The 24688-nt window shown below is 74.0% G+C and carries 27 protein-coding genes; 4 read left to right on the forward strand and 23 right to left on the reverse strand.

From position 1 onward, the window contains the following. Positions 1-152: 152 nt before the first annotated feature. Genes WCD58_RS10635 through WCD58_RS10650 form a run of 4 tightly spaced genes read right to left on the reverse strand, consistent with a single transcriptional unit; the run spans position 153 to position 3643 of the window. Complete coding sequence (locus WCD58_RS10635) at positions 153-1274, reverse strand: LLM class flavin-dependent oxidoreductase (RefSeq protein WP_337702461.1); 1122 nt, start codon at positions 1272-1274, stop codon at positions 153-155. Then, positions 1259-1714 carry an LLM class flavin-dependent oxidoreductase gene (locus tag WCD58_RS10640; protein WP_337702464.1) on the reverse strand — a complete coding sequence of 152 codons (456 nt, stop codon included), beginning with the start codon at positions 1712-1714 and terminating at the stop codon, positions 1259-1261. The genes WCD58_RS10635 and WCD58_RS10640 overlap by 16 nt, the downstream gene beginning before the upstream one ends. Then, positions 1711-2448 (reverse strand): SDR family oxidoreductase, encoded by a 738-nt coding sequence (locus WCD58_RS10645; protein WP_337702466.1) that lies wholly within the window; start codon positions 2446-2448, stop codon positions 1711-1713. Before WCD58_RS10645 ends, WCD58_RS10640 begins: the two co-directional genes overlap by 4 nt. A 34-nt stretch (positions 2449-2482) precedes the next feature. Next, positions 2483-3643, reverse strand: coding sequence for an acyl-CoA dehydrogenase family protein (locus WCD58_RS10650; protein WP_337702468.1), 1161 nt, complete (start codon positions 3641-3643; stop codon positions 2483-2485). Between the two features lie 64 nt (positions 3644-3707). Here WCD58_RS10650 and WCD58_RS10655 point away from each other — a divergent pair, with 64 nt between their 5' ends. Then, positions 3708-4592, forward strand: a complete 885-nt coding sequence (locus WCD58_RS10655) for a LysR family transcriptional regulator (RefSeq protein WP_337702471.1) — start codon at positions 3708-3710, stop codon at positions 4590-4592. Between the two features lie 15 nt (positions 4593-4607). On the opposite strand, the gene WCD58_RS10660 is transcribed toward WCD58_RS10655, so the two are convergent. The 7 genes from WCD58_RS10660 to WCD58_RS10690 form a co-directional block, all read right to left on the reverse strand. Further along, positions 4608-5201 carry a peroxidase-related enzyme gene (locus WCD58_RS10660; RefSeq protein ID WP_337702473.1) on the reverse strand — a complete coding sequence of 198 codons (594 nt, stop codon included), beginning with the start codon at positions 5199-5201 and terminating at the stop codon, positions 4608-4610. A 9-nt stretch (positions 5202-5210) separates the two neighbouring features. After that, complete coding sequence (locus WCD58_RS10665; protein ID WP_337702475.1) at positions 5211-5795, reverse strand: peroxidase-related enzyme; 585 nt, start codon at positions 5793-5795, stop codon at positions 5211-5213. Positions 5796-6128: 333 nt separating this feature from the next. Continuing rightward, the gene (locus WCD58_RS10670) at positions 6129-7229 is read right to left on the reverse strand and encodes an LLM class flavin-dependent oxidoreductase (protein ID WP_337702890.1); all 1101 of its coding nucleotides are present in this window, start codon (positions 7227-7229) and stop codon (positions 6129-6131) included. Next, positions 7223-8203, reverse strand: coding sequence for an ABC transporter substrate-binding protein (locus WCD58_RS10675; protein ID WP_337702477.1), 981 nt, complete (start codon positions 8201-8203; stop codon positions 7223-7225). Before WCD58_RS10675 ends, WCD58_RS10670 begins: the two co-directional genes overlap by 7 nt. Continuing rightward, a complete protein-coding gene (locus tag WCD58_RS10680; RefSeq protein ID WP_337702479.1) occupies positions 8193-8891 on the reverse strand; it encodes an ABC transporter ATP-binding protein in 699 nt (232 codons plus the stop codon). The genes WCD58_RS10675 and WCD58_RS10680 overlap by 11 nt, the downstream gene beginning before the upstream one ends. Next, a complete protein-coding gene (locus WCD58_RS10685; protein WP_337702481.1) occupies positions 8888-9727 on the reverse strand; it encodes an ABC transporter permease subunit in 840 nt (279 codons plus the stop codon). The genes WCD58_RS10680 and WCD58_RS10685 overlap by 4 nt, the downstream gene beginning before the upstream one ends. Before the next feature lie 184 nt (positions 9728-9911). Then, complete coding sequence (locus tag WCD58_RS10690; protein WP_337702483.1) at positions 9912-10181, reverse strand: helix-turn-helix domain-containing protein; 270 nt, start codon at positions 10179-10181, stop codon at positions 9912-9914. 48 nt (positions 10182-10229) lie between these two features. Here WCD58_RS10690 and map point away from each other — a divergent pair, with 48 nt between their 5' ends. Beyond that, positions 10230-11021, forward strand: coding sequence for a type I methionyl aminopeptidase (gene map, locus WCD58_RS10695; protein ID WP_337702485.1), 792 nt, complete (start codon positions 10230-10232; stop codon positions 11019-11021). Between the two features lie 219 nt (positions 11022-11240). Continuing rightward, the gene (locus WCD58_RS10700) at positions 11241-11729 is read left to right on the forward strand and encodes a beta-class carbonic anhydrase (protein ID WP_337702487.1); all 489 of its coding nucleotides are present in this window, start codon (positions 11241-11243) and stop codon (positions 11727-11729) included. 42 nt (positions 11730-11771) lie between these two features. On the opposite strand, the gene WCD58_RS10705 is transcribed toward WCD58_RS10700, so the two are convergent. From WCD58_RS10705 to WCD58_RS10755, 12 genes are all read right to left on the reverse strand, one after another. Then, entirely contained in the window at positions 11772-12560 is a 789-nt protein-coding gene (locus tag WCD58_RS10705) for a sulfotransferase family protein (RefSeq protein ID WP_337702489.1), read from the reverse strand. After that, on the reverse strand, positions 12557-13468 hold the full coding sequence (locus WCD58_RS10710; RefSeq protein ID WP_337702491.1) for a hypothetical protein: 912 nt from the start codon (positions 13466-13468) through the stop codon (positions 12557-12559). The genes WCD58_RS10705 and WCD58_RS10710 overlap by 4 nt, the downstream gene beginning before the upstream one ends. Next, positions 13465-14103, reverse strand: a complete 639-nt coding sequence (gene cysC, locus WCD58_RS10715; RefSeq protein ID WP_337702493.1) for an adenylyl-sulfate kinase — start codon at positions 14101-14103, stop codon at positions 13465-13467. Before cysC ends, WCD58_RS10710 begins: the two co-directional genes overlap by 4 nt. A gap of 126 nt (positions 14104-14229) precedes the next feature. Beyond that, the gene (locus tag WCD58_RS10720) at positions 14230-15528 is read right to left on the reverse strand and encodes a sulfate adenylyltransferase subunit 1 (RefSeq protein ID WP_337702495.1); all 1299 of its coding nucleotides are present in this window, start codon (positions 15526-15528) and stop codon (positions 14230-14232) included. 1 nt (position 15529) lies between these two features. Further along, positions 15530-16441: a sulfate adenylyltransferase subunit CysD gene (gene cysD / locus WCD58_RS10725; protein WP_337702497.1), complete on the reverse strand. Its 912-nt coding sequence runs from the start codon at positions 16439-16441 to the stop codon at positions 15530-15532. Beyond that, the gene (locus WCD58_RS10730) at positions 16438-17163 is read right to left on the reverse strand and encodes a phosphoadenylyl-sulfate reductase (RefSeq protein ID WP_337702500.1); all 726 of its coding nucleotides are present in this window, start codon (positions 17161-17163) and stop codon (positions 16438-16440) included. Before WCD58_RS10730 ends, cysD begins: the two co-directional genes overlap by 4 nt. Then, positions 17160-17306, reverse strand: a complete 147-nt coding sequence (locus WCD58_RS10735) for an Insertion element protein (protein ID WP_337702502.1) — start codon at positions 17304-17306, stop codon at positions 17160-17162. Before WCD58_RS10735 ends, WCD58_RS10730 begins: the two co-directional genes overlap by 4 nt. Then, on the reverse strand, positions 17303-19084 hold the full coding sequence (locus WCD58_RS10740; RefSeq protein ID WP_337702504.1) for a nitrite/sulfite reductase: 1782 nt from the start codon (positions 19082-19084) through the stop codon (positions 17303-17305). Before WCD58_RS10740 ends, WCD58_RS10735 begins: the two co-directional genes overlap by 4 nt. 109 nt (positions 19085-19193) lie before the next feature. Continuing rightward, positions 19194-19277 (reverse strand): putative leader peptide, encoded by an 84-nt coding sequence (locus WCD58_RS33635; RefSeq protein ID WP_373695199.1) that lies wholly within the window; start codon positions 19275-19277, stop codon positions 19194-19196. A gap of 65 nt (positions 19278-19342) precedes the next feature. Beyond that, entirely contained in the window at positions 19343-20494 is a 1152-nt protein-coding gene (locus tag WCD58_RS10745) for an LLM class flavin-dependent oxidoreductase (RefSeq protein WP_337702506.1), read from the reverse strand. Positions 20495-20507: 13 nt separating this feature from the next. Then, a complete protein-coding gene (locus WCD58_RS10750; RefSeq protein WP_337702508.1) occupies positions 20508-21812 on the reverse strand; it encodes an MFS transporter in 1305 nt (434 codons plus the stop codon). Between the two features lie 246 nt (positions 21813-22058). Continuing rightward, positions 22059-23096, reverse strand: coding sequence for a hypothetical protein (locus WCD58_RS10755; RefSeq protein WP_337702510.1), 1038 nt, complete (start codon positions 23094-23096; stop codon positions 22059-22061). 89 nt (positions 23097-23185) lie between these two features. On the opposite strand from WCD58_RS10755, the gene hemW reads away from it, so the two are divergent. After that, entirely contained in the window at positions 23186-24436 is a 1251-nt protein-coding gene (hemW, locus tag WCD58_RS10760; RefSeq protein WP_337702512.1) for a radical SAM family heme chaperone HemW, read from the forward strand. The last annotated feature ends 252 nt before the right edge of the window (positions 24437-24688 follow it).

The raw sequence follows: 24688 nt of genomic DNA on the forward strand, positions 1-24688 counted from the left end.
GTTCCCGGGGGGAGAGGGCGGACGCTGACAGGGGTCAGCGACGACAGCCCTGCGCGCCGACGCGACCGAAGTCGACGTGACGGCGACGGGTGAGCAGCACGGGCCGGGAGTCCACCAGGGCTCACCCGTGCGGGTCAACGTGACGTGACGCGTCACCCGTCCAGGAGCCCGCGGGCCCGCAGCAGCGGCGTCACGCCGTCGACGAAGTCCTCGGCGCCGCCGGGGTTGTGCGAGAACTTCACGACGAACCCGTCGGCGGCGCCCGCGCCCACCCAGTCCGCGATGATCCCGGCGACCGCCTCCGGGGTGCCGGTGTGCTGGAGGTGCCCGCGGCTGCCCGCGACGTGGCGCACGAGCCGGCGCAGCGTCACGTCGGGGCCGAGCTCGCGGGCGACGGCGTCGAGCACGGCCGCGCGGCTGCGGATGCCCTGGAACCCCGCACCGGTGGTGAGGTCGGCGGGCAGCCGGTCGTCGAGGCCCACCCCGGGCAGGTCCAGCCCGAACTGGTCGAGCAGCGTGGCGATGGTGCCGTCGCTGAGCAGGTCGTCGAGCTGCCGGCGGCGCCGGCGCGCCTCCTCGTCGGTCGAGCCGAGGGTGACGAGGAACCCGGGCAGCAGCAGCGGGGCGGGGCGCCCGAGCGCGGCGGCGCGGGCGTGGAGGTCCTCGCGGAACGCGCGCGCGGCGTCGCGGTCGGGGGTGGCGGCGAAGACGGCGTCGGCGTGCCGCGCGGCGAACGTCCGCCCGCGCGGCGAGGCCCCGGCCTGCACGAACAGCGGCCGGGTCTCCTCGGTGAACGCGGCGCGGACGTGGTCGACGACGGCGTCCGCGGCGTCGTAGCGCGCATCGTGGGCGGGCACCGCGTCCCGCCCGAGCGCCGCCGCGGCGGCCGGGGCGCCGGCGGTGACGATGTTCCAGCCGGCGCGCCCGCCGCTGACGTCCTGCAGCGTGGCGAAGGTGTCGACGAGGTCGTCCGGGGACGCGAACACCGTCGACCCGGTGGCGACGACCCCGATGTCCGGCACCGTCGCGGCCACCGCGGCGAGCAGGGTCGTCGGCTCGAAGGGCCAGCGGACCTGGTGGCGGACGACCGGGTCGTAGCCGACGAAGTCGGCGAAGAAGACGTGCGAGAACCCGCCCCCGGCGGCGATCCGGGCCCGCTCGACGTAGTAGCTCGCGTCGTCCGTGCGGTCGGGGCGCGCGGTGGGCAGGCGCCAGGCGCCCTCGTGGTCGCCGCTGTGGTGGAACTCGGCGAAGAGCTTCACGGCCCCGCCCATCGCGGCACGACCCCTTGCGGCCCGGCGGGCACGTCGAGGGGCGAGTGCACGCTCCACCAGCGCCCGTCGTGGTGCACCGCGGTGATCCGGTCGGTGTCGATGTGCACGCCGCGCTCCCGGTCGTTCACCGTCGCCCCCGGCCCCCACGACGCCAGCAGCGCCTCGACGAGGTGCACGGCCTCGTCGCGGCGCGCCGGCTCGGCGTCCTCGGGGAGCCACTCCGCGCGCCCCTGCGAGATCTTGTCGAGCGCGGCGAGCTTGCGGGCGGCGACGTAGGGGTGGGTGCGGGCGGTGTCGACGGCGACGCCGATCCGGATCGTCGCCGTGCGCGCCGCCACCGCAGCGGCGAGGACGAACACGTCCCCCTCGCGGATCAGCACCCGGTCCTGCCCGGCGTCCTCGCGGGCGGTGGCGTCGGCGAGGATCTCGGCGAAGCTCACGGCCGGAACTCGCCGAGGTAGCGCCCGCCGTCGACGACGAACTCGGAGCCCGTGGAGAACCGCGAGTCCGCGCCGAGCAGGAACAGCACCAGCGCGCTGACGTCGTCGGGCTGCCCGGGCTCCCGGACGACCTGGTTGGGCAGGATGCTCGAGTCCAGGCCGTCGATGAACGGCGTGACGATCCGCCCGGGGTGCACCGAGTTGACCCGGATCCCGTGGTGGCCGAGGTCCAGCGCGGCGGCCTTCGTCAGGCCCCGCACCGCCCACTTGCTCGACACGTACGCCGGGTGGTCCTCGATCCCGATCATGCCGGCGACCGACGAGATGTTGACGATGCTGCCGCGCCGGGCCCGCGTCATCGCGGGCGCGACGGCCTGGATGCCGAGCAGGGTGCCCTCGACGTTGATCCGGTGCACGGCGCGGAAGACCTCGAGGTCGACGGTCTGCGTGTCGCCGTGCCCGAAGATGCCGGCGTTGTTGACCAGGCCGGTGACCGGACCGAAGGCGTCCTCGGCGACGCTCACGGCCGCGGCCCAGTCCGCCGCGCTCGTGACGTCGAGGTCGACCGCCACCGCGGCCCCGCCGATCTCCTTCGCGACGGTCCGGACCCCCGCGCCGTCGATGTCGCCGAGCACCACCCGGGCGCCCGCCTCGGCGGCGCGGCGGGCGTGGTTGGCCCCCATCCCGCGCGCGCCGCCGGAGATCAGGACGACCTCGCCGTCGAGGGACGTCACAGCGTCTCCCGTTCCGGCTCCGCTCCGCTGCGTGTCACACGAGCCCCAGGACCGTCTTGCCGATCAGGTCGCGCACCGTGTCGGAGTTCGGCGGGTGGAAGCTGCCGGCGCGGACGTCGCGGTAGAGGCGCTCGAGCTCGTTGCGGCGGCTGATCGACGAGGCGCCGGCGATCTCCAGGGCGAGGTCGGTGACGCTGCGCGCCACGCGGGTGCCGTTCTCCTTGGCCGCGAAGAGCTTGAGCAGCGTGCGGTCGCCGAGGTCGACGCCCGCGGTCAGGTCGGCGGTGAGGCGGTCGAGCTGCGCGCCGACGCCCTCGAGCAGCAGCTCCGCCTCGGCCGCGTGGTACTGCACGAACGGCTTCTCCGCGACCGGCGCGCCGCCCAGGCTCAGCGCGGTGCGGGAGCGGGCCTGCTCGAGGGCGACGTCCACCGCGCGGCGCCCGGCGCCGTAGTAGACGTTGCCGAGCAGCGGGAGCACCCACGGGAAGACGCCCGCGACGTAGGGGCCCGGGCCGGCGCCGAGGTCGTGGACGTCGACCACGCGCTCGGTCGGGACGAAGACGTCGGTGAGGTGGGTGTCGTGGCTCGCGGTGGCCCGGACACCGAGGGTGTCCCAGGTCTCCTCGGTGCGCACACCCGCGGCGTCGCGCGCGACGAACGCGTGCACGATGCGCGGGCGGTCCGGGTCGGAGTCGTCGCGCGCGTGGACGCCCAGCCAGTCCCAGACCGGCGCCAGGGATGTGAAGATCTTGTGGCCGGTGATCCGGTAGCCGCCGTCGACCGGGGTCGCGGTGGTGCGGGCGTCGTCGATGGCGGTGTCGTTGCCCGGCTCACCGTGCCCGGCCGCGATCACCTTGCCCGCGACGACGTCGTCCAGCAGCCAGTCGAGCGACGTGTCGCCCGCGCGGTGGCGGTCCGCCGCCGAGCCGACCCAGTACAGGTGCATGGTCGTCGCCAGCGCGGTCGAGGGGGCGTAGTACGCCAGGCGGCGCTGGGCGTGGGCGACCTGGTCGAGGGTCAGGTCGCCGCCGCCGAGCTCGGCGGGGACCGGCGCGCGCAGGTGCCCGGCGTCGCGCAGGTCGTCGAGGTCCTCGTGGAAGAACCGGTTCTCGCGGTCGTAGTCACCGGCGCGGGCGTGCACGCGCGCGAGCAGGTCCTCGGTGAGCAGGGTCGGAGCGGGTGAGGTCGTCGTCACGGGAGCTGCCTTCGCTGGGGTCGGCTGGGGGTCGGTCGAGCACGGCGCGTGCCAGGCTCGGGAGATGCGGGTGGAGCAGGCCGGCGCGGTGCTGGCCATCCTGAGGACGGGGTCGTTCTCGGCGGCCGCCCGTGAGCTGGGCGTGGGGCAGTCGACGCTGTCGGAGGGCGTGCGCTCGCTGGAGCGCGAGCTGGGGGCGGAGCTGCTGCGGCGCAGCCGGCGCGGCGTGACCGCGACGACCGTGGGCCAGGCCGTCCGTCCCGCCCTGGAGCGGATCGTCGCCGCGGCCGAGGAGATCGCCGACGTCGTCGCGGGCGGCGGGGTGCGGCGGCTGCGGATCGGGGCGGTCAGCGCGGCGGTCGGCACGGTGCTGGCCGACGCGACCGCCGACCTGCTCGCCGCCGCCCCGGGCCTCGAGCTGCGGGTCCGCGCCGCGGGCTCGGCCGAGATCGTCGCCGGCGTGAGCAGCGGCGAGCTCGACGCGGGCCTGGTCGTGGTCGGCCCCGAGGCCCAGGACCTCACCCTCGTCCCGCTCCTGACCTGCCGGCTGGGCGTCTGCGTGCCGGTCGGGCACTGGCTGGCCGACCCCGACGAGGTCGACGTGGTGACCTCCGCCGAGCTCGACGGCGAGCGCCTCGTCGCCCACCGCCCCGGCTACCGCGTCGCCGAGCTCGTCGACGCGCTGCTGCCCGACGCCGACGTCGTGCACCGCGCCGACAACACCGAGACGGCCAAGGCGATGGTCGCCGCGGGCGTCGGCGTCGCCGTGCTGCCCGAGCTCTCGCTGACCGACGCCGACCGGGACGCGCTGGCCTGGCGCCCGCTGCACCCGCCCGAGGCGGTCACGGTCGCCCTGGTCCACACCGCGGAGGCCGGTGAGGTCGTGCGGGTGTTCCGGGAGATCGTCGTGCGCCGGGCCTCCCGGAGCGCCCACGGCGTCACCCCGTAGACCCGGCACGACGACTCAGCGGTTCGCGAAGATCTGCTCGTCGGGCAGGACGCCGAGGGCGAGCGTGATCCGGTTGGTCGCGTTGATGATGGAGATGACCTGGACCGCCTCGAAGATGTCCTCGTCGGACAGCCCCACCGCGCGCAGCGCCTCGATGCGGTCGTCGGAGATCTCGCCCGGGGTGTGCGTGAGCGTCAGCGCCAGGTCGGCCAGCAGGCGCTCCCGGTCGCTGAGCTCCGCCACCTCGGCGTGGTGCAGGCCAATGCGGTGCGCGAGCCAGTGGTCCTCGAGCACCTTGCCCAGGGTGTCCACGTGCAGCGCGTGGCAGTAGCTGCAGCCGTTGGTGACCGAGACGATCGTCGCGAGGATTTCCCGCTCACGCCCCGTCAGATCGCCCGGGGAATCGGCGGCGCCCTCGAGGAGCGGGAACAGGTAGGCGTTGAGGCGATTCGTGTTCTCGCCGCCGAGCGCGAAGGCCTCGATCCAGTTCGGGACGTATCCCTCGGCCTTCTCGGTGGTGTCGGCGAGTCGTCGGGCACTCGGCGTGAGCTCGTCGCGCGCGGGAACACGCAGGCGCGAGAGGCGGGGTCCGGAGAACGTGGCGGTCATGCGTGCTCCTCAGCCGAAGAATGCGTCGTCGGGGGTGACCTGCAGGAAGATGGTGAACCGGTTCGCGGCGGCGAACACCGAGATCACGTGCACGGCCTCGAAGATCTGCTCGTCGTCGAGACCGAGCTCGCGGAGCGTCTCGATGTCGGCGTCGGAGACCTCGCCCGGGTGGTTGGTCAGCTTCGCGGCGAACTCGGCGAGCGTGCGGTGGCGCGGCGAGAGCTCGCGGACCTCCTTGAAGTCGATCGCGACGCGGGTGCCCAGCTTGCTGTCGCCCAGGGCCTCGCCGAGGCTGCCGGCGTGGTTGAGGCGGCAGTACGAGCAGCCGTTCTCCGCCGAGGTCACGGTCGCGAGGATCTCGCGGTCGGCGTAGGGCAGGAGGCCCTGGTTCGGGTCGAGCAGGGGGAGCAGGTACTCGTTGAACCGCGCGGTGTGCGCGCCGCCGAGCGCGATCGCCCGGATCCAGTTCGGCGTGTAGCCGAGCTGCTGGGTGATCGACTCGATCTGGTGCTGCAGCTTCGGCGGCAGCTCCTCGATGCCGGGGACGCGCAGGCGCGAGATCGTCGCGGTCCTCTCGGGAAGGTCGACGGACATGGGTACCCCTTCGTTCGGCGGGAATCGTCCGGAATCGCAGAAATGGGCGCGCGGGAATGCGCGGCGGGCCGGGATGCGGCACGTCGCGATCAGGGAGAGTGCTCAGGAAAGAAAGGCCGGACCACCGAGCCGGCGTCGCGGGACTAACAGCCCGCGGAGATGACGCGACACAGGTCGACGTGTGCTCGCTGGGTGAGCATCGATCCGCCGGTCACGAGAAGAACGCTAATCAACTCCGGTCGGTGAACGCAACCGCCGAGTGTGTCGGCGGGGTCATACGACAATTCGGCGGAGCCGATCGATCGATCGGCTCCGCCGGACGTCCACGGACGCTCAGGGCCGCGGCGCGAGCACCCCGCGGCGCGCGAGCTCGGGCAGGACGCCCTCGCCGACCCGGAACGCCTCCTCGAGGTGCGGGTAGCCGGACATGATGAACTCGTCGATCCCGAGGGCGTGGTATTCCTCCATGCGGTCGGCGATCTCGGTGTGGCTGCCGACGAGCGCCGTCCCGGCCCCGCCGCGCACGAGGCCCACCCCGGCCCACAGGTTCGGGCTGATCTCCAGGGACTCCACCGAGCCCCCGTGCAGCGCGGACATGCGCCGCTGACCCACCGACTCGCTGGTCTGCAGCACCGCCTGCGCCTTCTCGATCTCGGCGGGGTCGAGCGCGTCGAGCATCCCCTGCGCCACGGCCCAGGCCTCCGCGGAGGTGTCGCGGGCGATGACGTGCAGGCGGATCCCGAAGCGCGGCTCGCGGTGGTGCTCGGCGGCGAGCTTGCGCACCCGCTCGATCTTCTCGGCGACCTGGGCGGGCGGCTCGCCCCACGTCAGGTAGACGTCGGCGTGCTTCGCCGCGACGGGCAGCGCGGCGTCCGACGAGCCGCCGAAGTAGATCGGCGGGGTCGGGTCGGGCGGGGCGAGCGTCGTCGCGCCCTCGACGCGGTAGTGCTCGCCGGTGAAGTCGATCGGCTCGGCGCCCCAGGACGCGCGCAGCACCGAGAGGAACTCGTCGGTGCGGGCGTAGCGGGTGTCGTGCTCGGCCCAGTCGCCGAAGCGCTTCATCTCGACCGCGTCGCCGCCGGTGACGATGTTGAGCATGAGCCGCCCGCGCGAGAGGCGCTGGAACGTCGCGGCCTGCTGGGCGGCGAGCGTGGGGGAGATCAGCCCGGGCCGGAACGCGACGAGGTACTGCAGGGAGCGGGTCTCCTGCAGCAGCGCCGCGGTGGTGAGCCAGGCGTCCTCGCAGAACGTCCCGGTGGGCGTGAGCACCCCGTGGAAGCCCTGGTTCTCGGCGGCGTGCGCCACCTGCGCGAGGTAGTCGAGGTCCGGCCCGCGCGGGGCGTCACCGGCCTCGCCGCGGTCGGCGTGGCGCCGCGCGACGATGGTGCGCGCGTCACCGGACGTGGGCAGGAACCAGTGCGGAATGATCACGATCGGTCCTCGAAACGGCGGTCGACGAAGTCGGCGAAGCCGACACGGCCGGGGATGACGCCCGCCTCGGTGAACGCGTCGGCGAGGTCCTGCTGGGAGCGCACCAGGCGGTCGTCGAGCGGGACCGGCAGGTCGGGTCCCCGGGACGCGGCGAGCCGGGTGACCGGGAGCGGGAGCTTCGTCTCCTGGGCCCACGTCTCGGCGCGCTGGTCGCGGTGGGTGTCCGAGTAGCGCATCGCCTCCCGCAGCCGCTGGGTGAAGTCCGCCAGCGCCGCCTGGTGCGCGGGGTCGGCCAGGGCGGCGTTGCTCGCGACGAGGAACGAGTACCCGTTGGCCGTGCCCTCCCCGTCGGCGAGCACCCGCGCGCCCGTCTCGAGCTGGGCCTGCGCGGTGTACGGATCCCAGGTCGCCCAGGCGTCGACCTGCCCCTGCCTGAACGCGGCGTAGGCGTCCGACGGCTGGAGGTAGGTGAGGTCGACGTCGTCGAGCGTCAGCCCGGCCGCGCGCAGCGTGTAGAGCAACTGGCCGTGGGCCGAGGTGCCCTTGCCGACCGCGATGCGCTTGCCGCGCAGGCCCGCGACGTCGCGGATCGGGGCGTCGGGGGCGACGAGGATCGCGTCGCTGGTGACGTTGCCCTGCGACGCCGAGATCAGCTGCACCCGCGCCCGGGCGGCCGCGGCGAAGATCGCGGGCGTGTTGCCCGTCTGGCCGACGTCGATCGCGCCGGCGCGGGCGGCCTCGATCAGCGGGGGCCCGGCGGTGAACGTCGACCACTGCAGCCGGTACGGGGTGTCGAGCAGCCCGGCCGCGCGCAGCAGCGACTGCGAGCCGCCCTTCTGGTCGCCGACGCGCAGGGTGACCCCCGCGAGTGCCGCCGGGTCGGCGGGCGGCTGCACCGGCGGGCGCTCGCGCGGCACCGACGAGCAGCCGGTGAGGACGAGGAGCATCCCGAGCAGCAGCAGCGCGCTACGCCGCATCGTCGGTCACCCCCAGCTCGCCGAGGACGCGGTGGCGCAGGGCGCCGACGTCCTCGCGCGGCCGCGGGCCCGGGGCGTGGTCGGCGACGATCCGCCCCCCGTCGAGCACGAGCACGCGGTCGGCGAGCACCAGCGCCTCGTCGACGTCGTGGGTGACGAGCAGGATGCCCATGCCGTGGCGCTCCCACAGGTCGAGCACCAGGCGGTGCATGGCGATCCGGGTCAGCGCGTCGAGGGCGCCGAACGGCTCGTCGAGCAGCAGCAGGCTCGGTTCGCGGACCAGGGCCCGCGCGAGGGAGGCGCGCTGGGCCTCGCCGCCGGACAGCGTCAGCGGCCAGGCGTCGGCGCGCTCGCGCAGCCCGACCTCGTCGAGCGTCGCCAGCGCGACCTCGCGGGCGTCGGGCCGGTGCAGTCCGAGCGCGACGTTGTCGGTGACGCTGCGCCAGGGCAGCAGGCGCGGCTCCTGGAACGCGACGGCCACCGAGCCGGGGACGTCGACCTCGCCGCCGACGCCCTCGCTGCCGGTGTCGTCGAGCCCGGCGAGCACGCGCAGCAGCGTGCTCTTGCCCGAGCCGCTGCGCCCGAGCAGCGCGACGAACTCGCCCTCGCCGACGGTGACGTCGAGGCCGTCGAGCACGCGGCGGTCGCCGAAGTCGCGGGTCAGGCCGCGGACCTGTGCGGCGGTCACGGCTCGACGCTCCCCACGCGCCACGCCAGCGCCCGGCGCTCGAGCCGGCGCACCAGGGCGTCGGTGCCGAGCCCGAGCAGGGCGTAGACGACGAGGCCGACGACGATGACGTCGGTGCGCAGGAACTCCCGCGCGTTCATGATCATATAGCCGAGGCCGGAGTCGGCGGACACCGTCTCGGCGACGACGATCGAGAGCCACGCGATGCCCATCGCCAGGCGCAGCCCCGTCAGCGCGCTGGGCAGGGCGCCGGGCAGCACGACGTGGCGGAGCTGCTCGCCGCGCGTGAACCCGGAGACGCGGGCGGCCTCGAGGAGCTTGGGGTCGACGCCGCGGACGCCGGCGTGGACGTTGAGATAGACCGGGAAGAGCGCGCCGAGGGCGACGAGCAGGATCTTCGGGGTCTCGTCGACGCCGAACCACAGGATGAACAGCGGCACGAGCGCGAGGTGCGGCAGCGTCCGCAGCATCTGCACCGGCGGGTCGACGAGCACCCCGCCCCAGCGCGACAGGCCCGAGAGCAGGCCGAGCGCGGCTCCGGCGGAGACGCCCAGGGCGAGCCCGACGACGACGCGGACCAGCGAGATCAACAGACCCTCGGGCAGCTCGCCGCTGGCGGTGACGTCGACGGCGGCGGTGACCACGCGCCACGGGGAGGCGAGCTCGTCCTCGGCGAGCAGGCCGGTGCTCGAGGCGAGCTGCCAGATCAGGACGATCGCGACGGGGCTGATCCAGCGGTACCAGGTGGCGGACCGGACCGGGCGGCGCTTCGTCGTCGCGGCGGGGGGTGCGGTGGCCGGGCGCGCGGGCGCACCGGTGGATTCGAGCGTGGACACACGGGTCTCCCGGGAGGGGACGGCGGGACGGCGGCGTGTGTCAGCGACAGGTGCCGTGCGCCGTGCGCATGAGGTCGACGTGGCGACGCCGCGTCAGATCGGTCCCCAGACCCATGACCCGATCGTGGGTGACGCTCCGCGAGCGCGCAACCGCGCTGTGTCCCCGTTCTCAGGGGCCTTGTCCTCAGGCGCTGCGTGGCGGCGCGGGTTCCGACCCGGTACAGCGCGCGGCGAGGTCGTCGAGGGGGAGCCCGAGCTCGGCGCAGAGCGCGGTGACGGTGAAGAAGGCCGGCGTCGGCACCCGGCCCGTCTCGATCTTGCGCAGCGTCTCCGGCGACATGCCGACCGCGGCCGCCACCGACGTCATGCTCCGCGGGCCCCGGGCGGCCCGGAGGACCTCGCCGAGACGCTGCCCCCGCTCGTGCTCCTCCGCCGTCAACGGCACGCGCACCATGACCGTGATACTAATACCGGGATAGTTATCCCGCGAAGAGAGTGATCGATGATCGAGCTGAAGACTCCCGCCGAGATCGAGCGGATGCACGAGGCCGGCCGCTTCGTCGCGCACGTGCTGACCGAGCTGGGGGAGCGGGCCGCGGTCGGGGTCAACCTGCTCGACCTCGAGCAGCACGCGCGCGGACTGATCCGCGAGCGCGGCGCCGAGTCCTGCTACTGGGACTACGCGCCGTCGTTCGGGCGCGGCCCGTTCCGCAACGTCGTGTGCCTGTCGGTGAACGACGCGGTGCTGCACGGCCTGCCGCACGACGACGTGCTGCGCGACGGCGACGTCCTCAAGATGGACCTCGCGGTCATGGTCGACGGGTGGGCGGCGGACTCGGCGCGCACGGTCATCGTCGGCTCGCCCCGCGAGGAGGACCAGCGCCTCGTCGCCGCGAGCGAGGAGGCGCTGGAGGCGGCCATCGCCGCCGCGCAGCCGGGCGGGCGGCTCGGCGACATCTCCGCCGCCATCGGCGCGGTCGCGGCGCGCCACGGCTACCCGGTCAACCTCGAGTTCGGCGGGCACGGCATCGGGCGCACGATGCACGAGGACCTCCACGTCCCCAACGACGGGCGCGCCGGGCGCGGGATGCGCCTGAAGCCGGGGCTGACGCTCGCCCTCGAGCCGTGGTTCGCCCGCACCACCGGCAAGATCGTCTTCGACCCCGACGGCTGGACCATCCGCTCCGCCGACGGCTCGCGCACCACCCACAGCGAGCACACCGTCGCGGTCACCGACGACGGCCCGCGCGTCCTCACCCGGCGGGAGGACGAGCTCGTCGCGTCGCCCTCGTAGGCCGGGGTGCGCACCCTCGTTGCGGCCAACCGGATGCCTGCGGTGAGATGTGCGCATGAGTCACCGCGCCCTCGAGCCGTTCTGGCCGAGCCGGCGCGTGATCGAGTTCGACCAGTGGTGTCGCCGGGCCGCGTGAGCGCCCGGGTCTGTCGCACGTCCTGATCCGCTCGCGCGGCCGGACCGTCGTGCCCCGACCGTCCCGACCCCTGGAGGCTCCGCATGTCCGTCACCGACGAGTACCTGAAGAACAACGAGACCTACGTCGCGACCTTCCCCGGCGAGCTGCCCCTGCCGCCCGCCCGCAAGACCGCCGTCGTGGCCTGCATGGACGCCCGCGTGAACCCCTACGGCGCGCTGGGCCTGCACGAGGGCGACTCGCACGTCATCCGCAACGCCGGCGGCGTCGTCACCGACGACACGATCCGCTCGCTCGCCATCAGCCAGCACCTCCTCGGCACCGAGGAGATCGTGCTCATCCACCACACCGACTGCGGCATGGTGACCTTCACCGACGAGCAGTTCGCCGACATCCTCGAGAAGGAGGCCGGCCAGCGCCCGTCGTGGACGGCCAACGCGTTCCCCGACCTCGAGGCCGACGTCCGCGACTCCATCAAGCGCATCACCGACAGCCCGTTCGTCAAGAACAAGGGCTCGGTGCGCGGCTTCGTGCTCGACGTCGCGACCGGCAAGCTCACCGAGGTCAGCTAGCGGTACGTGAGTGCTTTCCCGCGCTATAGGGCGGGAAAGCACTCACGTACGCCAGTCGGCGAGGTCCCAGCCGGTGTGCGCCTCGACGCGGGCGACGTCGTCGGCGAAGGCGGGGAGCAGGGCCGCGCGCTCGTCCGCCGACGGCCCGCCGCCCGAGCGTCCGGAGACGTCGGGGCGGACGTGGTGACGGGGGATGCCTGCGATCCGCCCGGTCGCGACGCCCAGGAACGCGCAGACCCGGTCCGCGGTGGCGACCGGCGAGTCGCTCAGCACGCGGTAGTCCAGCAGCAGGATCCGGTCGGGGTCGACGAGCGACGTCAGGTGGTCGAGCTGCTCGCCGTAGCGGCCCTGGGCGACGTAGTGCCAGAAGTGCGCCCAGCCCGCCGCCCGGCGTGCGGGTTCCGCCCGGCACGCGGCGAGGAAGTCGGCCTCCGGCTCGAGCCCGGCCTCGCGCAGGTGCGACCAGTTCGAGTGCGCCCGCTCGACCGGGTCGCGCAGCACGGCGATCAGCCGCACGTCGGGGAGCAGGTCGGCGATGCGCTGCTGGGCGTCGCGGTCGTAGAGGTAGAAGACGGTGCCCTCGCCGCGCCGGGTCCCGGCCGGCGCCGGGTCGAACAGCGCCTCGTAGTCGGCGCGCCGCCAGACGTGCTCGCCCCAGGTCGCGACGTCGCCCGGCCCGCCCCCCGCGTCCGGCGGGGGACCGTCGGTGAGGAAGAACTTCGGTTCCTTCACCGACGGCAGGAAGATCTCCGGGTGCCCGCCCAGCGCGTGGTGCAGGGCCGACGTGCCCGCCTTCGGCGCCCCGATGACCAGGAAGTCGGGCAGGCTCACGCGGCGTCCGGCAGCCCGGCGGCGACCAGCACCTCGGTGCGCAGCTCGTGCGCCCCGTCGGGGCGGGTGGCCTCCCAGTACAGCCGGCGCCCGCCCGCGACGTCGGCGACCGCGATGTAGCGCAGGCCCCGCCCGGCGTGCGGCGACTCGGCCGCCGGCCCGTCGCCCTCGGCCACGAAGCGCCCGTCCCCGGTCGCCCGCGCCAGGCCGGTGCGCTCCTCCCAGTTCTCGGCGGCGGTCGCGCGCCCGTCGTAGGTGGCGACGAGCTCGTCGCCGACGGGCACGACCGCGCTGATGCGCACCCCGCGCGCGTCCCACGTGCCCGCCCGCGGGGCCAGCGCGGTGCCCCGCCAGGTCCAGTCGAGGCCGTCGGGGCTGGTCGCGTACTCCGTGGTCATGCGGTCGGTCGCGTCCGGGTCGTCGAGCGGGTGCACCGACGCCCACAGGTGCCAGCCGCGCGCGTCGCGGAGCACCACCGGGTCCTTGACGGCGTGCAGGTCGTCGCCGGGGAGCACGGTGCGCCGCGGCGCCACGGCCAGTCCCTCGGGGGTGTCGGCCTCGAGCACGTCGACCCACCAGTGCTTGGTGCCCGGCGTCGCGCAGCTGACGTAGAGCCGCCAGCGGCCGTCGTCGGAGAGCGCGAGCGCGGGCCGTTCGAGCGACTCGGCGCCGAAGGCGTCCTTCTCCACCACGGCGAGGGTCTCGAAGGCCACCCCGTCGACCGACCGCGCGACGACGTTCGCGTACCCGCGACCGACACCCTCGGGCTGGCGCAGCCGGTAGGAGAGGTACACGACGTCGTCGACGACGAGCACGCTCGGCGCGCCCGCCCAGTAGCCGGGCTCGTCCACCGGGGGCGGGACGACGACCGTGCCCTCGCCGCGGGGGACCGGGATGCCTGCGTTCATGGAGCCGTCCTCGTCGACGTCGCTGTTTCTGGTGCCGTGGCGCCCTGCTCGGTGAGTCCGTGCCGGTGCAGATGATCCACGAGCAGCTCGACGGACTCGTCGACGGACTGCTCGTGGCTCGGGATCTCCAGGTCCGGGCGTTCCGGCACCTCGTACGGGTCGTCCACCCCGGTGAGGCCCTGCACCTCGCCGGCGCGCTGGCGGGCGTAGAGGCCCTTCACGTCGCGCTCGCCGGCCACCTCGACGGGCGTGGACACGTAGACCTCGTGGTACGGCGTGCCGGCCTCGGCGTGGGTGGTCCGCACCTGCTCGCGGACGTCCGCGTGCGGCGCGATCGCCGCCACCAGCACGATCACCCCGTTGCGGGCGAGCAGCTCGGCGACGAAGCCGATGCGCCGGATGTTGACCGCGCGGTCCTCGCGCGAGTAGCCGAGGCCGCGGGACAGGTTCTCGCGGATGAGGTCGCCGTCGAGCACCTCGACCCCGCAGCGCTCGACGCGCAGGCGGGCCGCGACGGCGTTCGCGATCGTGGACTTCCCGGCGCTGGGCAGGCCGGTCAGCCAGACCGTGGCGCCGCCGGCGCAGGGGCGGTCGTGGGGTGGCTGGAAGTGGTGGGCACGGGTGTCGTCCGGCATGACGGGTCGCTCCGGGGCGGCTCGGGGGCGGGCGGCAGGATCATCAGCCCGCCCGACAGCCCGTCGCCCCGGTGCGACGCAGGTCGACGTGGCGGCGCCGGGTGAGCCGCCAGCCCGCCCCGCCCGTCACGACTCGCCCGACTCGCCCGACTCCAGGTCCTGCAGCGGCCGCACGACCAGGGGCCGCCCGACCAGGCCCGCCGCGAGCGTGTCGCCGGCCTGCGGGTCGATCAGCAGGAACGACCCGGTGGTGGCGACCTCGTCGTACGGGTCGAGCGGCAGCGCCTCGGAGACGGTCAGCGAGACCTGGCCCATGTCGTTGATGCCGAGCTCGCCCGGGTCCTCGACGATCGACAGGCTGTCGGTGTCGAGCCGGTGGCTCACCGCGCCGACGATCGCCTGGACGGTGCGGGTGCCGTGCTTGAGCAGCAGGCGCGCCCCCGGGCGCAGCGGCTTGTCGTGCAGCCACGCCAGCGTCGCGTCGAACTCCGTCACCGGCTCCGGCGCGCCCGGCGCCGCGAGCAGCGCGCCGCGCGCGACACCCAGGTCGTCGGCGAGGCGCAGGACGACGCTCTGGCCGTCGTGGACCGCGTCGAGCTCGCCGTCGTAGGTGTCGATGCCCTCGACGCGGGTGCGGTGCCCGTCGGGCAGCACCTCGACCTCGTCGCCGACGCGCACCGTGCCCGCCGCGACGAGCCCGGCGTAGCCCCGGTAGTCGGGGTGCGACTCGGTGCGCGGCCGCACCACGTACTGCACGGGGAAGCGGAACGGCGCGGTGTGGTCGGCGCCCTCGACCGGCACCGACTCGAGGTGCTCGAGCAGCGTCGGCCCCTCGTACCAGGCCGTGTTCTCCGAGGCGAGGACGACGTTGTCGCCCTTCTTCGCCGACAGCGGGATCGCCACGACGTCGTCCTCGCCGTAGCCGAGGGCGTCGGTGAGGCCGGTGAACTCCTTGGCGATGCGCCAGTAGGTGTTCTCGTCGAAGTCGACGAGGTCCATCTTGTTGACCGCGAGGACCAGGCGCGGCACGCGCAGCAGGCCCATCACGGCGACGTGCCGGCGGGTCTGCTCGACGACCCCGGCCCGCGCGTCCACCAGCAGCACGGCCAGCTGCGCGGTCGACGCGCCGGTCACGGTGTTGCGGGTGTACTGCACGTGGCCGGGGGTGTCGGCGAGCACGAACGAGCGGTTCGGCGTCGCGAAGTAGCGGTAGGCCACATCGATGGTGATGCCCTGCTCGCGCTCCGAGCGCAGGCCGTCGACGAGCAGCGAGAGGTCCGGGTCGCCGCCGCCCTGGGTGGCGCGCTCGACGGCCTCCATCTGGTCGGCGAGCACCGACTTCGTGTCGTAGAGCAGCCGCCCGACCAGGGTCGACTTGCCGTCGTCGACGCTGCCCGCGGTAGCCAGCCTGAGGAGATCCGTCATGTCAGAAGTAGCCCTCTCGCTTCCGGTCCTCCATGGCGGCCTCCGAGAGCCGGTCGTCCGCCCGCGTCGCGCCGCGCTCGGTGAGACGGCTCTCGCGGACCTCGGCCAGCACCTCGTCGAGCGTCGACGCGTCCGACTCGACCGCGCCCGTGCAGGAGCCGTCGCCGACGGTGCGGTAGCGCACGGTCTTGGTGACGGTCTCCTCGCCGTCGCGCGGCCCGCCCCACGGCCCGCTGGTCAGCCACATGCCGTCACGGGCAAAGACGTCGCGGGTGTGCGCGTAGTAGATCGACGGCAGCTCGACGCCCTCGCGCTGGATGTAGCGCCAGACGTCGAGCTCGGTGAAGTTCGACAGCGGGAACACCCGCACGTGCTCGCCGGGCTTGTGGCGCCCGTTGTAGAGGTTCCACAGCTCGGGGCGCTGGCGCGAGGGCTCCCACTGCCCGAACGCGGTGCGCAGGCTGAACACGCGCTCCTTGGCCCGCGCGCGCTCCTCGTCGCGGCGCCCGCCGCCGAAGACGGCGTCGTGGCGGTGCTCGGCGATGGCGTCGAGCAGCGGCGTGGTCTGCAGCGGGTTGCGGGTGCCGTCGGCGCGCTCGGAGAGGCGCCCGTCGTCGATGTAGTCCTGCACGCGCGCGACCTCGAGCTCGAGGCCGTAGCGCTCGACGACGCGGTCGCGGAAATCGATGACCTCGTCGAAGTTGTGCCCGGTGTCGACGTGCAGCACCGGGAACGGGATCGGCGCGGGCCAGAACGCCTTCGCCGCGAGGTGCACCAGCAGCATGGAGTCCTTGCCGCCGGAGAAGAGGATCACCGGGCGGTCGAACTCGCCGGCGACCTCGCGCATGACGTGGATGGCCTCGGACTCGAGGGCGTCCAGCTGATCCACCGGGGCCTCCGTCGCGGCGGTCATCCGTGCAGCCCGCACTCGGTCTTGGTGAAGCCCGCCCAGCGGCCGCTGCGCGGGTCCGCACCGGGCGCCGGCTTGGCCGTGCAGGGCGCACAGCCGATCGACGGGTAGCCGGCGTCGACCAGCGGGTTGACCAGGACCGCGTGGTCGCGGATGTAGGCGTCCATCTGCTCGTCGCTCCAGTGCGCGATCGGGTTGATCTTGACCAGCCCGTGGCGCTCGTCCCACGTGACCAGCGGCGTCGTCGCCCGGGTCGGCGCCTCGACCCGGCGCACCCCGGTGACCCACGCGTCGTACCGCGCCAGCGTCTTCTTCAGCGGCTCGACCTTCCGCATGCCGCAGCACGCGCCGGGGTCGGTCGCGAAGAGGTCCTTGCCGTGCGCCGCGTCCTGCTCGGCGACGGTCAGCTCCGGCTCGGCCTGGACGATGTTCACGCCGTAGACCTGGGCGACCGCGTCGCGCGTCCCGAGGGTCTCGGCGAAGTGGTACCCGGTCTCGAGGAACAGCACGTCCACGCCGGGGCGCGCCGCCGCACCGAGCTCGACCAGCACCGCGTCCTGCATGTTCGAGGCGACGATCAGGTCCTCGCCGAACGTCTCCGCGGCCCAGGCGAGGATCTCGCGGGTCAGCTCCTCGTGGCCGACGGTGCCCTCGCGGGCGGCGAACCGCTCGCCGGCCGCGAGCGCCTCGGTGCGGAGATCTTCGCGAGGTTCCGTGGTGGTCATGCCGATCCTCTCGCCGGTGCCGGCACCGGGGTGACGACGAAGGTGCTGCGGCAGTCCGCGCACTCCCACGCGCCGTCGGGTTCTTCGCGCGGGCGCAGGTCCTGCTCGCCGCAGTACGGGCAGTACTGGAGGGCCAACCTCATGACAGCTGCGCTTCTTCCGCACGGACCACCCACTGGGCGAAACGCTCACCCGACTCGTGGCCCTCGGCGTAGTTGCGCACCACCCGCTCGACGTAGTCGCCCAGGTCCGCGGAGAGCACCTTGTGGCCGCGCAGCTTGCGCCCGAAGCCGGCGTCGAGGCCGAGGCCGCCGCCCAGGTGCACCTGGAACCCGGCGGCCGGGTTGCCCTCGGCGTCGTTGACGATCTGGCCCTTGAGCCCGATGTCGGCGACCTGGACCCGCGCGCAGGAGTTCGGGCAGCCGTTGAGGTGGATCGACACCGGGTGCTCGAGGGCGTCCTGGACGTCGGCGAGGCGGCGGTCGAGCTCCTCGACCAGCTCACCGGCGCGGTTCTTGGTGTCGACGAACGCGAGCTTGCAGAACTCGAGGCCCGTGCAGGCCATCGTCGCGCGGCGCCACGGCGTCGGGCGGGCCGGCAGCCCGAGGTGGTCGAGCGCCGCGGTCAGCCCGTCGAGCTTCTCGCTCGGCACGTCCAGCACGACGATCTTCTGGTAAGGCGTGAGCCGCACACGGCTCGACCCGGCCTCCTCGGCGGCCTTGGCGACGCCGACGAGCGTGGAGCCGCTGGTGCGCCCGGCGGGCGGGGCGACGCCGACGTAGTGGTTGCCGTCGACCTGGTCGTGGATGCCGACGTGGTCGATGGTGCCGGCGATGTCCGGGGGCGGCGGGCCGTCGACCAGCTTGCGGTGGAGGTACTCGTCCTCCATCACCTGGCGGAACTTCTCGGGGCCCCAGTCGGCGATGAGGAACTTGATGCGCGCGCGGGTGCGCAGCCGGCGGTAGCCGTAGTCGCGGAACACCTGCACCACGGCCTGCCAGACGTCGGCGACCTCGTCGAGCGGGACCCACGCGCCGAGCCGCACCGCGAGCTTCGGGTTGGTGGAGAGCCCGCCGCCGACGTGCAGGTCGAAGCCGGGGCCGTGCTCGGGGTGGTCGACGCCGACGAAGGAGACGTCGTTGACCTCGTGGGCGACGTCCTGCTGCCCGGAGATCGCGGTCTTGAACTTGCGGGGCAGGTTGGCCAGCGACTTGTCGCCGATGAAGCGCTCGACGATCTCGTCGATGGCGGGGGTGCCGTCGATGATCTCGTCGGCGGAGATGCCCGCGACCGGCGAACCGAGCACGACGCGCGGGCAGTCGCCGCAGGCCTCGGTGGTGGAGAGGTTCACGGCCTCGAGCCGGCGCCAGATCTCGGGGACGTCCTCGACGCGGATCCAGTGCATCTGGATGTTCTCGCGGTCGGTGACGTCGGCGGTGTCGCGCGCGAAGGTCTGGGAGATCTCGCCGACGACGCGCAGCTGCTCGGTGGTCAGGCCGCCGCCGTCGACGCGCACGCGCATCATGAAGTGCGACGCGTCGAGGAGCTCCTCGTCGACGTGGCCGGTGTCGGTGCCGGGGAAGCCCTCGGCGCGCTGGGTGTAGAGGCCCATCCACCGGAAGCGGCCGCGCAGGTCGGCCGGGTCGATCGAGTCGAAGCCGCGGTGGGCGTAGATGTTCTCGATGCGCGCCCGCACGTTCAGCGGGTGGTCGTCCTTCTTGGACTGCTCGTTCTTGTTCAGCGGCTCGCGGTAGCCCAGCGCCCACTGGCCCTCCGCCTTGCCCTTGCGCGCCCGCGCGGGCTTCGGCTTCGGCGGTGCGTCCTCGGTCGCCCCGGGGTGGCGCAGCGGGGTGGTCTCCGCGTACGACTCCTCCGAGGTCGCAGCCTTCTCGGACGACGGGGCGCCGGAACTTGCGGCCATGGTTCGGGGTTCCTCCGGGTGGTGCACGGACGCGCGCGGGCACGACGAGGAGAGGCCTCGTGGTGGGGGCGCGCGGAGTCCGCTCGGGCGTGGTGGCGGGGGCTCGCGCTCAGCAAGCCCGGCAGAGCGCGCTGGCCTGGCGCTCGAGGTCGACGTGACGTCGGCTCACGAGCAGGTCGCCGGGCGCAGACATGCCCACAACCCTGCCACGAGCAGGGGGTCCGTTTCCACGTGAGCTTGCGCGCTCCCCCGTGTGCGCTACTGGGCGAACGGCACCGCGGCCGGCTGCGCGTCGACCGTCCCGGCCGGGTGCGACCACAGGCCGCGGCGGCCCAGCTCGGGCAGGACTCCCTCGCCGACCCAGTAGGCCTCCTCCAGGTGCGGGTGGCCGGACAGGACGAACTCGCTGATGCCGAGGTCGTGGTACTCCGCGATGCGGTCGGCGACCTCGGTGTGGCTACCGACGAGCGCCGTGCCCGCCCCGCCGCGCACCAGCCCGACGCCGGCCCAGAGGTTCGGGGCGACCTCGAGGTCCGCGGCGGTCTTCGTGCCCCCCGAGTGCAGCGCGCGCATGCGCTTCTGCCCCTCGGACTCGCTCTGCGACAGTCCCGCCTGCACCTGCTCGATCATCTCGTCGGGGATGCCCTCGAGGTACTTCTCGGCCTGGGCCCACGCGGCGTCGGAGGTGTCGCGGGTGATGACGTGCAGGCGGATGCCGAAGCGCACCTCGCGGCCCTGCGCGGCGGCGAGCCCGCGGATCCACTCGATCTTCTCGCGGACCTGCTCGGGCGGCTCGCCCCAGGTCAGGTACACGTCCACGTGCCGGGAGGCGACCTCGCCCGCCTTCGGCGACGAGCCGCCGAAGTAGACCGGCGGCACCGGGTCGGGCACGCGGGTCAGCGCGGCCTCGTCGACGTGGATCTGCTCGCCGTGCAGCGTCACCGTCTCGCCGGCCCACAGCCGGCGCACGACCTCGAGGAACTCGCCGGTGCGGACGTACCGGTCGTCCTTGCCGAGGTAGTCGCCGTAGGCCTTCTGCTCGGTCGGCTCGCCGCCGGTGACGACGTTGAGCAGCAGCCGGCCCTGCGAGTGGCGCTGGAACGTCGCGGCCTGCTGGGCGGCGAGGGTGGGGGAGAGGACCCCGGGGCGGAAGGCCACGAGGAACTTCAGGCGCTCGGACTCCGCGACGAGCATCGCCGTGGTCAGCCAGGCGTCCTCGCACCACGCGCCGGTGGGCGTCAGCGCGCCCTCGAAGCCGACGGTCTCGGCGGCGCGGGCGATCTGGGCGAGGTAGCCGATCTCCGCGGGCCGCACGGCGTCGGCGGCGGTCGTGGCCACGCCGTGCCCGCCGCCGACGAGGCCGCGCGAGTCGCCGTAGGTGGGCAGGAACCAGTGGGCGGTGAGGCTCATGGGTCTCGGTCTCCTAGAGCGTCTCGAGGGGCTGCGCGCGCAGGGCCGCGACGGCGCTGACGACCCCGGCGAGGGCGAGGTACCCCGCCGCGTACCAGGGTGTGCCGCCGCCGAGCGCGAGCAGCGAGGTCAGGATCAGCGGGGTGAGCCCGGAGGCGTAGATGCCGCCGCCCTGGAAGGCCAGCGACATGCCCGTGTAGCGGGTGCGGGTCGGGAAGACCTCGGCGAACAGCGTGGACTCCGCGCCGCTCGCGAGGCCGTACGACAGCCCGAGCATCACGATCAGCGCGATCGCGAGCAGGGCGATCGACCCGGTGCTGATGAGGGCGAAGGCCGGGAAGACGCCGACGACGAGCACCGCGCACCCGATCGCGAACACCTTGCCGCGCCCGATCCGGTCACCCCAGGCACCGGCGAGCGGCACGACGGCCGCGCTCGCGACCGCGGCCACCGTGACGGCGACGAGCACCTCGGTGCGGGGCATCTTCAGCGTCGCGACCGCGTAGGTCAGGACGAACACGCCCCAGGTGTTGAAGGAGGCGCCCTCGGCCCAGCGCGCGAGCAGCGTCCAGCCGAGGTTGCGCCGCGACGGGGCGTCGCGCACGACGTCGACGGCCGGCACGCGCGAGGTCTCCGCGGCGGCCTGCATGCGGCGGAACGCCGGCGTCTCCATCACCGCGAGCCGCACGACCAGCCCGACGCCGACGAGCACCAGGCTCGCGATGAACGCCACCCGCCAGCCCCAGGAGAGGAAGGCGGCGTCGTCCATGACCAGCCCGAGCAGCGCGAACACGCCGGTGCCGAGCGCCAGCCCGAGGCCCAGCCCGATCTGCGGGGTCGAGCCGTAGAGCCCGCGCCTGCCGTTCGGGGCGTACTCGACGGCCATGAGCACCGCGCCGCCCCACTCACCGCCGATCGCGACGCCCTGGATGATCCGCAGCAGCACGAGCAGGATCGGGGCGGCGACGCCGATCGCGGCGTAGGTCGGGAGGAACCCGATGCCCGCGGTCGCGAGGCCGGTCAGGGCCATGGTCACGATCAGCGTCTCGCGCCGGCCGACCCGGTCGCCGATGTGGCCGAAGATCAGCCCGCCGATGGGGCGGGCGACGAAGCCGATCGCGAACGTCGCGAACGACAGCAGCGTCGCCACCGTCGGGTCGCCGTCGCCGTAGAACAGCTGCGGGAACACGATCCCCGCGGCGGTGGCGAACAGGAAGAAGTCGTACCACTCGATCGTCGTGCCGATGAGGCTCGCGACCAGCACCGTGCGCGGGCTGGTGGTGTCCTGCTGGTCGACGGCGGGCGCGGCGGTGCTCATGGCGATCCTCTGGGGTGGCGGCGGACGGGGTCAGCACGCCGGGCAGAGGGCGCTCTCGAGCCGTCCGAGATCCACGTGGCGCCGGGCCACGAGGAGCAGACGGTGAGCACGCACGGAGAAGACCGTGCCATCCCCGATCAGCAGGTTCCACCGGGAACGCGCCGCTCGTGACGTTCACCGCAAACGGGTGTACGTCGTGTCAGCGGCGTGGCGCCGCAGACACTGGACGTCCGCAACGCCACGCGCTCACCCGCGGACGCACTCGTAGGTCACGGGCACCTCGGGACCGTGGTCGATCACCTCGAACGCGTCGACGGGCAGGTCCGCGAACGACTGCGCGTCGATCCCGAGGTCCGCCCACTTCGCCGTGGCGGAGCGGTCGTCGGCGAACGTCAGCGCGATCTCGCCGCCGTCGGACAGGTACATCCCGTAGGTCTGCAGCGCCGTGAGCACGACGCGCTCCTGCTCGGTGTAGGCGGAGGTGTCGACGTCCTGGCGCAGGCGGAAGTGCACGCCGTACGGCGGGGCGTCGGGGTTGGTGTTCTCCGGCCCGCCCGCGTGGGTCGCGGGCGGCACGTACACGTCGGCCTTCATGCGGTCGTTGGGCAGGATGAAGCGCAGCGCGTGGTCGATGCGCCCGGACGCGACCTCGTCGGCGGTCGGGGTCAGCGCGGCGATCGGGAAGCCGGCGGCGTCGGCGCTGGTGCACTGGGGTCCGCGCAGCTCGTCGGTGTAGGCGCGGTCGAGGTCCCACACGAAGTAGCCGCCCGCGGTGAGCCCGTCGCCGGCCTGCGTGCCCTGGTAGATCTCGTAGAGCCGCCGGGCGGTGGGGTCCGCGACGAGCAGGTGGCAGTCCTCGGCGGCCGCGTCGCAGGTCAGGTCCTGCGAGCCCTCCATCACCGCGCCCGCGGGCACCGGCATGTCCGCGGGCACCGGGTCGCAGTCGACGCCGCCGTAGCAGTACTCCGGGGTGCCGGTCACGGTCATGCGCGGGGTGTCGGGCGCCGCGGTCCACACCGGCATCGCGAAGTCGACCTGGAAGACGCCGCCGTTGCCCCAGCCGCCCGCGTCGTTCAGCGCGGCCAGGATCGCCGGGCTGCGCTCAGAGGCCGGGGAGCCGGACACGTCCGCGGTCCAGGGCTGGGCGCCCGCGAAGAGGGCGCCGCCGGTGTCCTGCGGGGGCGCGGGCGAGCGTGGCGGTGCGACCCCGCAGGATGCGAGCGCGAGGACGGCGACGGTGCAGGTCAGGGCACGTTCGAGACCACAGCGCAGCGTCCTCGCCATGGTCGTCGACGCTAGTGCTCCGGACATCGCGGACGACTACGGCAAACCGCCGTCCGGACTACTGCACCGCGCGGGCGCAGAATGGAACCGTGCCCTCCGTTCCCCCCTCCGGCGAGCCCGCGCCGCCCGACGGTGCGCTGCCGCCGTCGTCGCTGGCCGGGCTCGGCATGCGGCCGTTCGGGGTGTACGTCCACGTGCCGTTCTGCGCGACGCGCTGCGGCTACTGCGACTTCAACACCTACACGGCCTCCGATCTGGGCCTGACCAGCAGCGACGACCCCGCCTCGCCCGCCTCGTGGCTCGAGGGCCTGCGCCGCGAGCTCGACCTCGCCGCCGGCGTGCTCGGCAGTGCTGGATCTTCTGGCCTCCCGCCCGCCGACACCGTCTTCCTCGGCGGCGGGACGCCCTCGCTGCTCGGCGCCGAGGGGCTGGTCGCGGTGCTCGACGCCGTCCGCGCGTCGTTCGGGCTGCGGCCCGGCGCCGAGGTGACCACCGAGGCCAACCCCGAGTCGACCACCCCGGAGCTGCTCGCCGCGATCGCCGACGCCGGCTACACGCGCCTGTCGCTGGGGATGCAGTCCGACGTCGACCACGTCCTCGCCGTCCTCGACCGGCGGCACACGCCCGGGGCGGCGGTGTCGGTGGTGCGCTCGGCCCTCGAGGCCGGGCTGGGGCACGTCAACCTCGACCTCATCTACGGCACGCCGACCGAGACCGACGACGACCTGCGCCGCTCGCTCGACGCCGTCCTCGCCTCGGGCGCCGACCACGTCTCGGCGTACGGGCTGATCATCGAGGAGGGCACGGCGCTGGCGCGGCGGATCGCGCGCGGTGAGGTCCCGATGCCCGACGACGACTTGCTCGCCGACCGCTACGAGATCGTCGACGACGTCCTCACCGCGGCCGGCTTCGGCTGGTACGAGGTGTCGAACTGGGCGCGCTCGGAGGACGCCCGCTGCCGCCACAACCTCGGCTACTGGGGCGGTGGCGACTGGTGGGGCGCCGGCCCGGGCGCGCACTCGCACGTCGGGGGCACGCGCTGGTGGAACGTCCGCCACCCCGCGCGCTACTCGGCGGCGCTGGCGGAGGGGCGCTCGCCGGCCGAGGCGCGCGAGCGCGTCACGCCGGACGAGGCGCACCTGGAGCAGGTGCTGCTCGAACTGCGCACCGTCGACGGCCTCGCCGCGTCCGCCCTCGACCCGGTCGGGCGCGACGCCGGCGACGAGGCGGCCCGCGACGGCCTGCTCGACCCGGCGCGCTGGGCCGACGGGCGCGCCGTCCTCACCCGCCGCGGGCGTCTGCTCGCCGACGGGGTGGCCATCTCGCTCGCGGGGGCGTGACGCCGGTGATGCCGCGGTTACTGGCTGGTATCGCTCGCCAGGCGAGCGATACCAGCCAGTAACCGGTGGGGGCGCGCGTCACGAGCGGGACTGCCGGTGATCAGGAGCGCCCTCACGCACCGGGCGCCCGAACAGCGGTGGATGACGGCGCCCGTGATCTCCGCCCTGGCCCGGCGCTCGTCGGCCGGGGCCGCCCGGACAGCGCGAGCGGCACGTTCCACAGGGCGCAGGGTTGCTGATCATGCGCAGCGT

It is taken from the genome of Actinomycetospora flava, assembly GCF_037400335.1.
Taxonomy (GTDB): domain Bacteria; phylum Actinomycetota; class Actinomycetes; order Mycobacteriales; family Pseudonocardiaceae; genus Actinomycetospora; species Actinomycetospora flava.

Excerpts from the sequence above, each read along its gene's own strand:
- WCD58_RS10635 (WP_337702461.1), bottom strand. The coding sequence starts at position 1,274 with ATGGGCGGGGCCGTGAAGCTCTTCGCCGAGTTCCACCACAGCGGCGAC.
- WCD58_RS10655 (WP_337702471.1), top strand. The coding sequence starts at position 3,708 with ATGCGGGTGGAGCAGGCCGGCGCGGTGCTGGCCATCCTGAGGACGGGG.
- WCD58_RS10660 (WP_337702473.1), bottom strand. The coding sequence starts at position 5,201 with ATGACCGCCACGTTCTCCGGACCCCGCCTCTCGCGCCTGCGTGTTCCC.
- WCD58_RS10665 (WP_337702475.1), bottom strand. The coding sequence starts at position 5,795 with ATGTCCGTCGACCTTCCCGAGAGGACCGCGACGATCTCGCGCCTGCGC.
- WCD58_RS10675 (WP_337702477.1), bottom strand. The coding sequence starts at position 8,203 with ATGCGGCGTAGCGCGCTGCTGCTGCTCGGGATGCTCCTCGTCCTCACC.
- WCD58_RS10690 (WP_337702483.1), bottom strand. The coding sequence starts at position 10,181 with ATGGTGCGCGTGCCGTTGACGGCGGAGGAGCACGAGCGGGGGCAGCGT.
- map (WP_337702485.1), top strand. The coding sequence starts at position 10,230 with ATGATCGAGCTGAAGACTCCCGCCGAGATCGAGCGGATGCACGAGGCC.
- WCD58_RS10700 (WP_337702487.1), top strand. The coding sequence starts at position 11,241 with ATGTCCGTCACCGACGAGTACCTGAAGAACAACGAGACCTACGTCGCG.
- WCD58_RS10710 (WP_337702491.1), bottom strand. The coding sequence starts at position 13,468 with ATGAACGCAGGCATCCCGGTCCCCCGCGGCGAGGGCACGGTCGTCGTC.
- cysC (WP_337702493.1), bottom strand. The coding sequence starts at position 14,103 with ATGCCGGACGACACCCGTGCCCACCACTTCCAGCCACCCCACGACCGC.
- WCD58_RS10720 (WP_337702495.1), bottom strand. The coding sequence starts at position 15,528 with ATGACGGATCTCCTCAGGCTGGCTACCGCGGGCAGCGTCGACGACGGC.
- cysD (WP_337702497.1), bottom strand. The coding sequence starts at position 16,441 with ATGACCGCCGCGACGGAGGCCCCGGTGGATCAGCTGGACGCCCTCGAG.
- WCD58_RS10730 (WP_337702500.1), bottom strand. The coding sequence starts at position 17,163 with ATGACCACCACGGAACCTCGCGAAGATCTCCGCACCGAGGCGCTCGCG.
- WCD58_RS10735 (WP_337702502.1), bottom strand. The coding sequence starts at position 17,306 with ATGAGGTTGGCCCTCCAGTACTGCCCGTACTGCGGCGAGCAGGACCTG.
- WCD58_RS10740 (WP_337702504.1), bottom strand. The coding sequence starts at position 19,084 with ATGGCCGCAAGTTCCGGCGCCCCGTCGTCCGAGAAGGCTGCGACCTCG.
- WCD58_RS33635 (WP_373695199.1), bottom strand. The coding sequence starts at position 19,277 with ATGTCTGCGCCCGGCGACCTGCTCGTGAGCCGACGTCACGTCGACCTC.
- WCD58_RS10745 (WP_337702506.1), bottom strand. The coding sequence starts at position 20,494 with ATGAGCCTCACCGCCCACTGGTTCCTGCCCACCTACGGCGACTCGCGC.
- WCD58_RS10750 (WP_337702508.1), bottom strand. The coding sequence starts at position 21,812 with ATGAGCACCGCCGCGCCCGCCGTCGACCAGCAGGACACCACCAGCCCG.
- WCD58_RS10755 (WP_337702510.1), bottom strand. The coding sequence starts at position 23,096 with ATGGCGAGGACGCTGCGCTGTGGTCTCGAACGTGCCCTGACCTGCACC.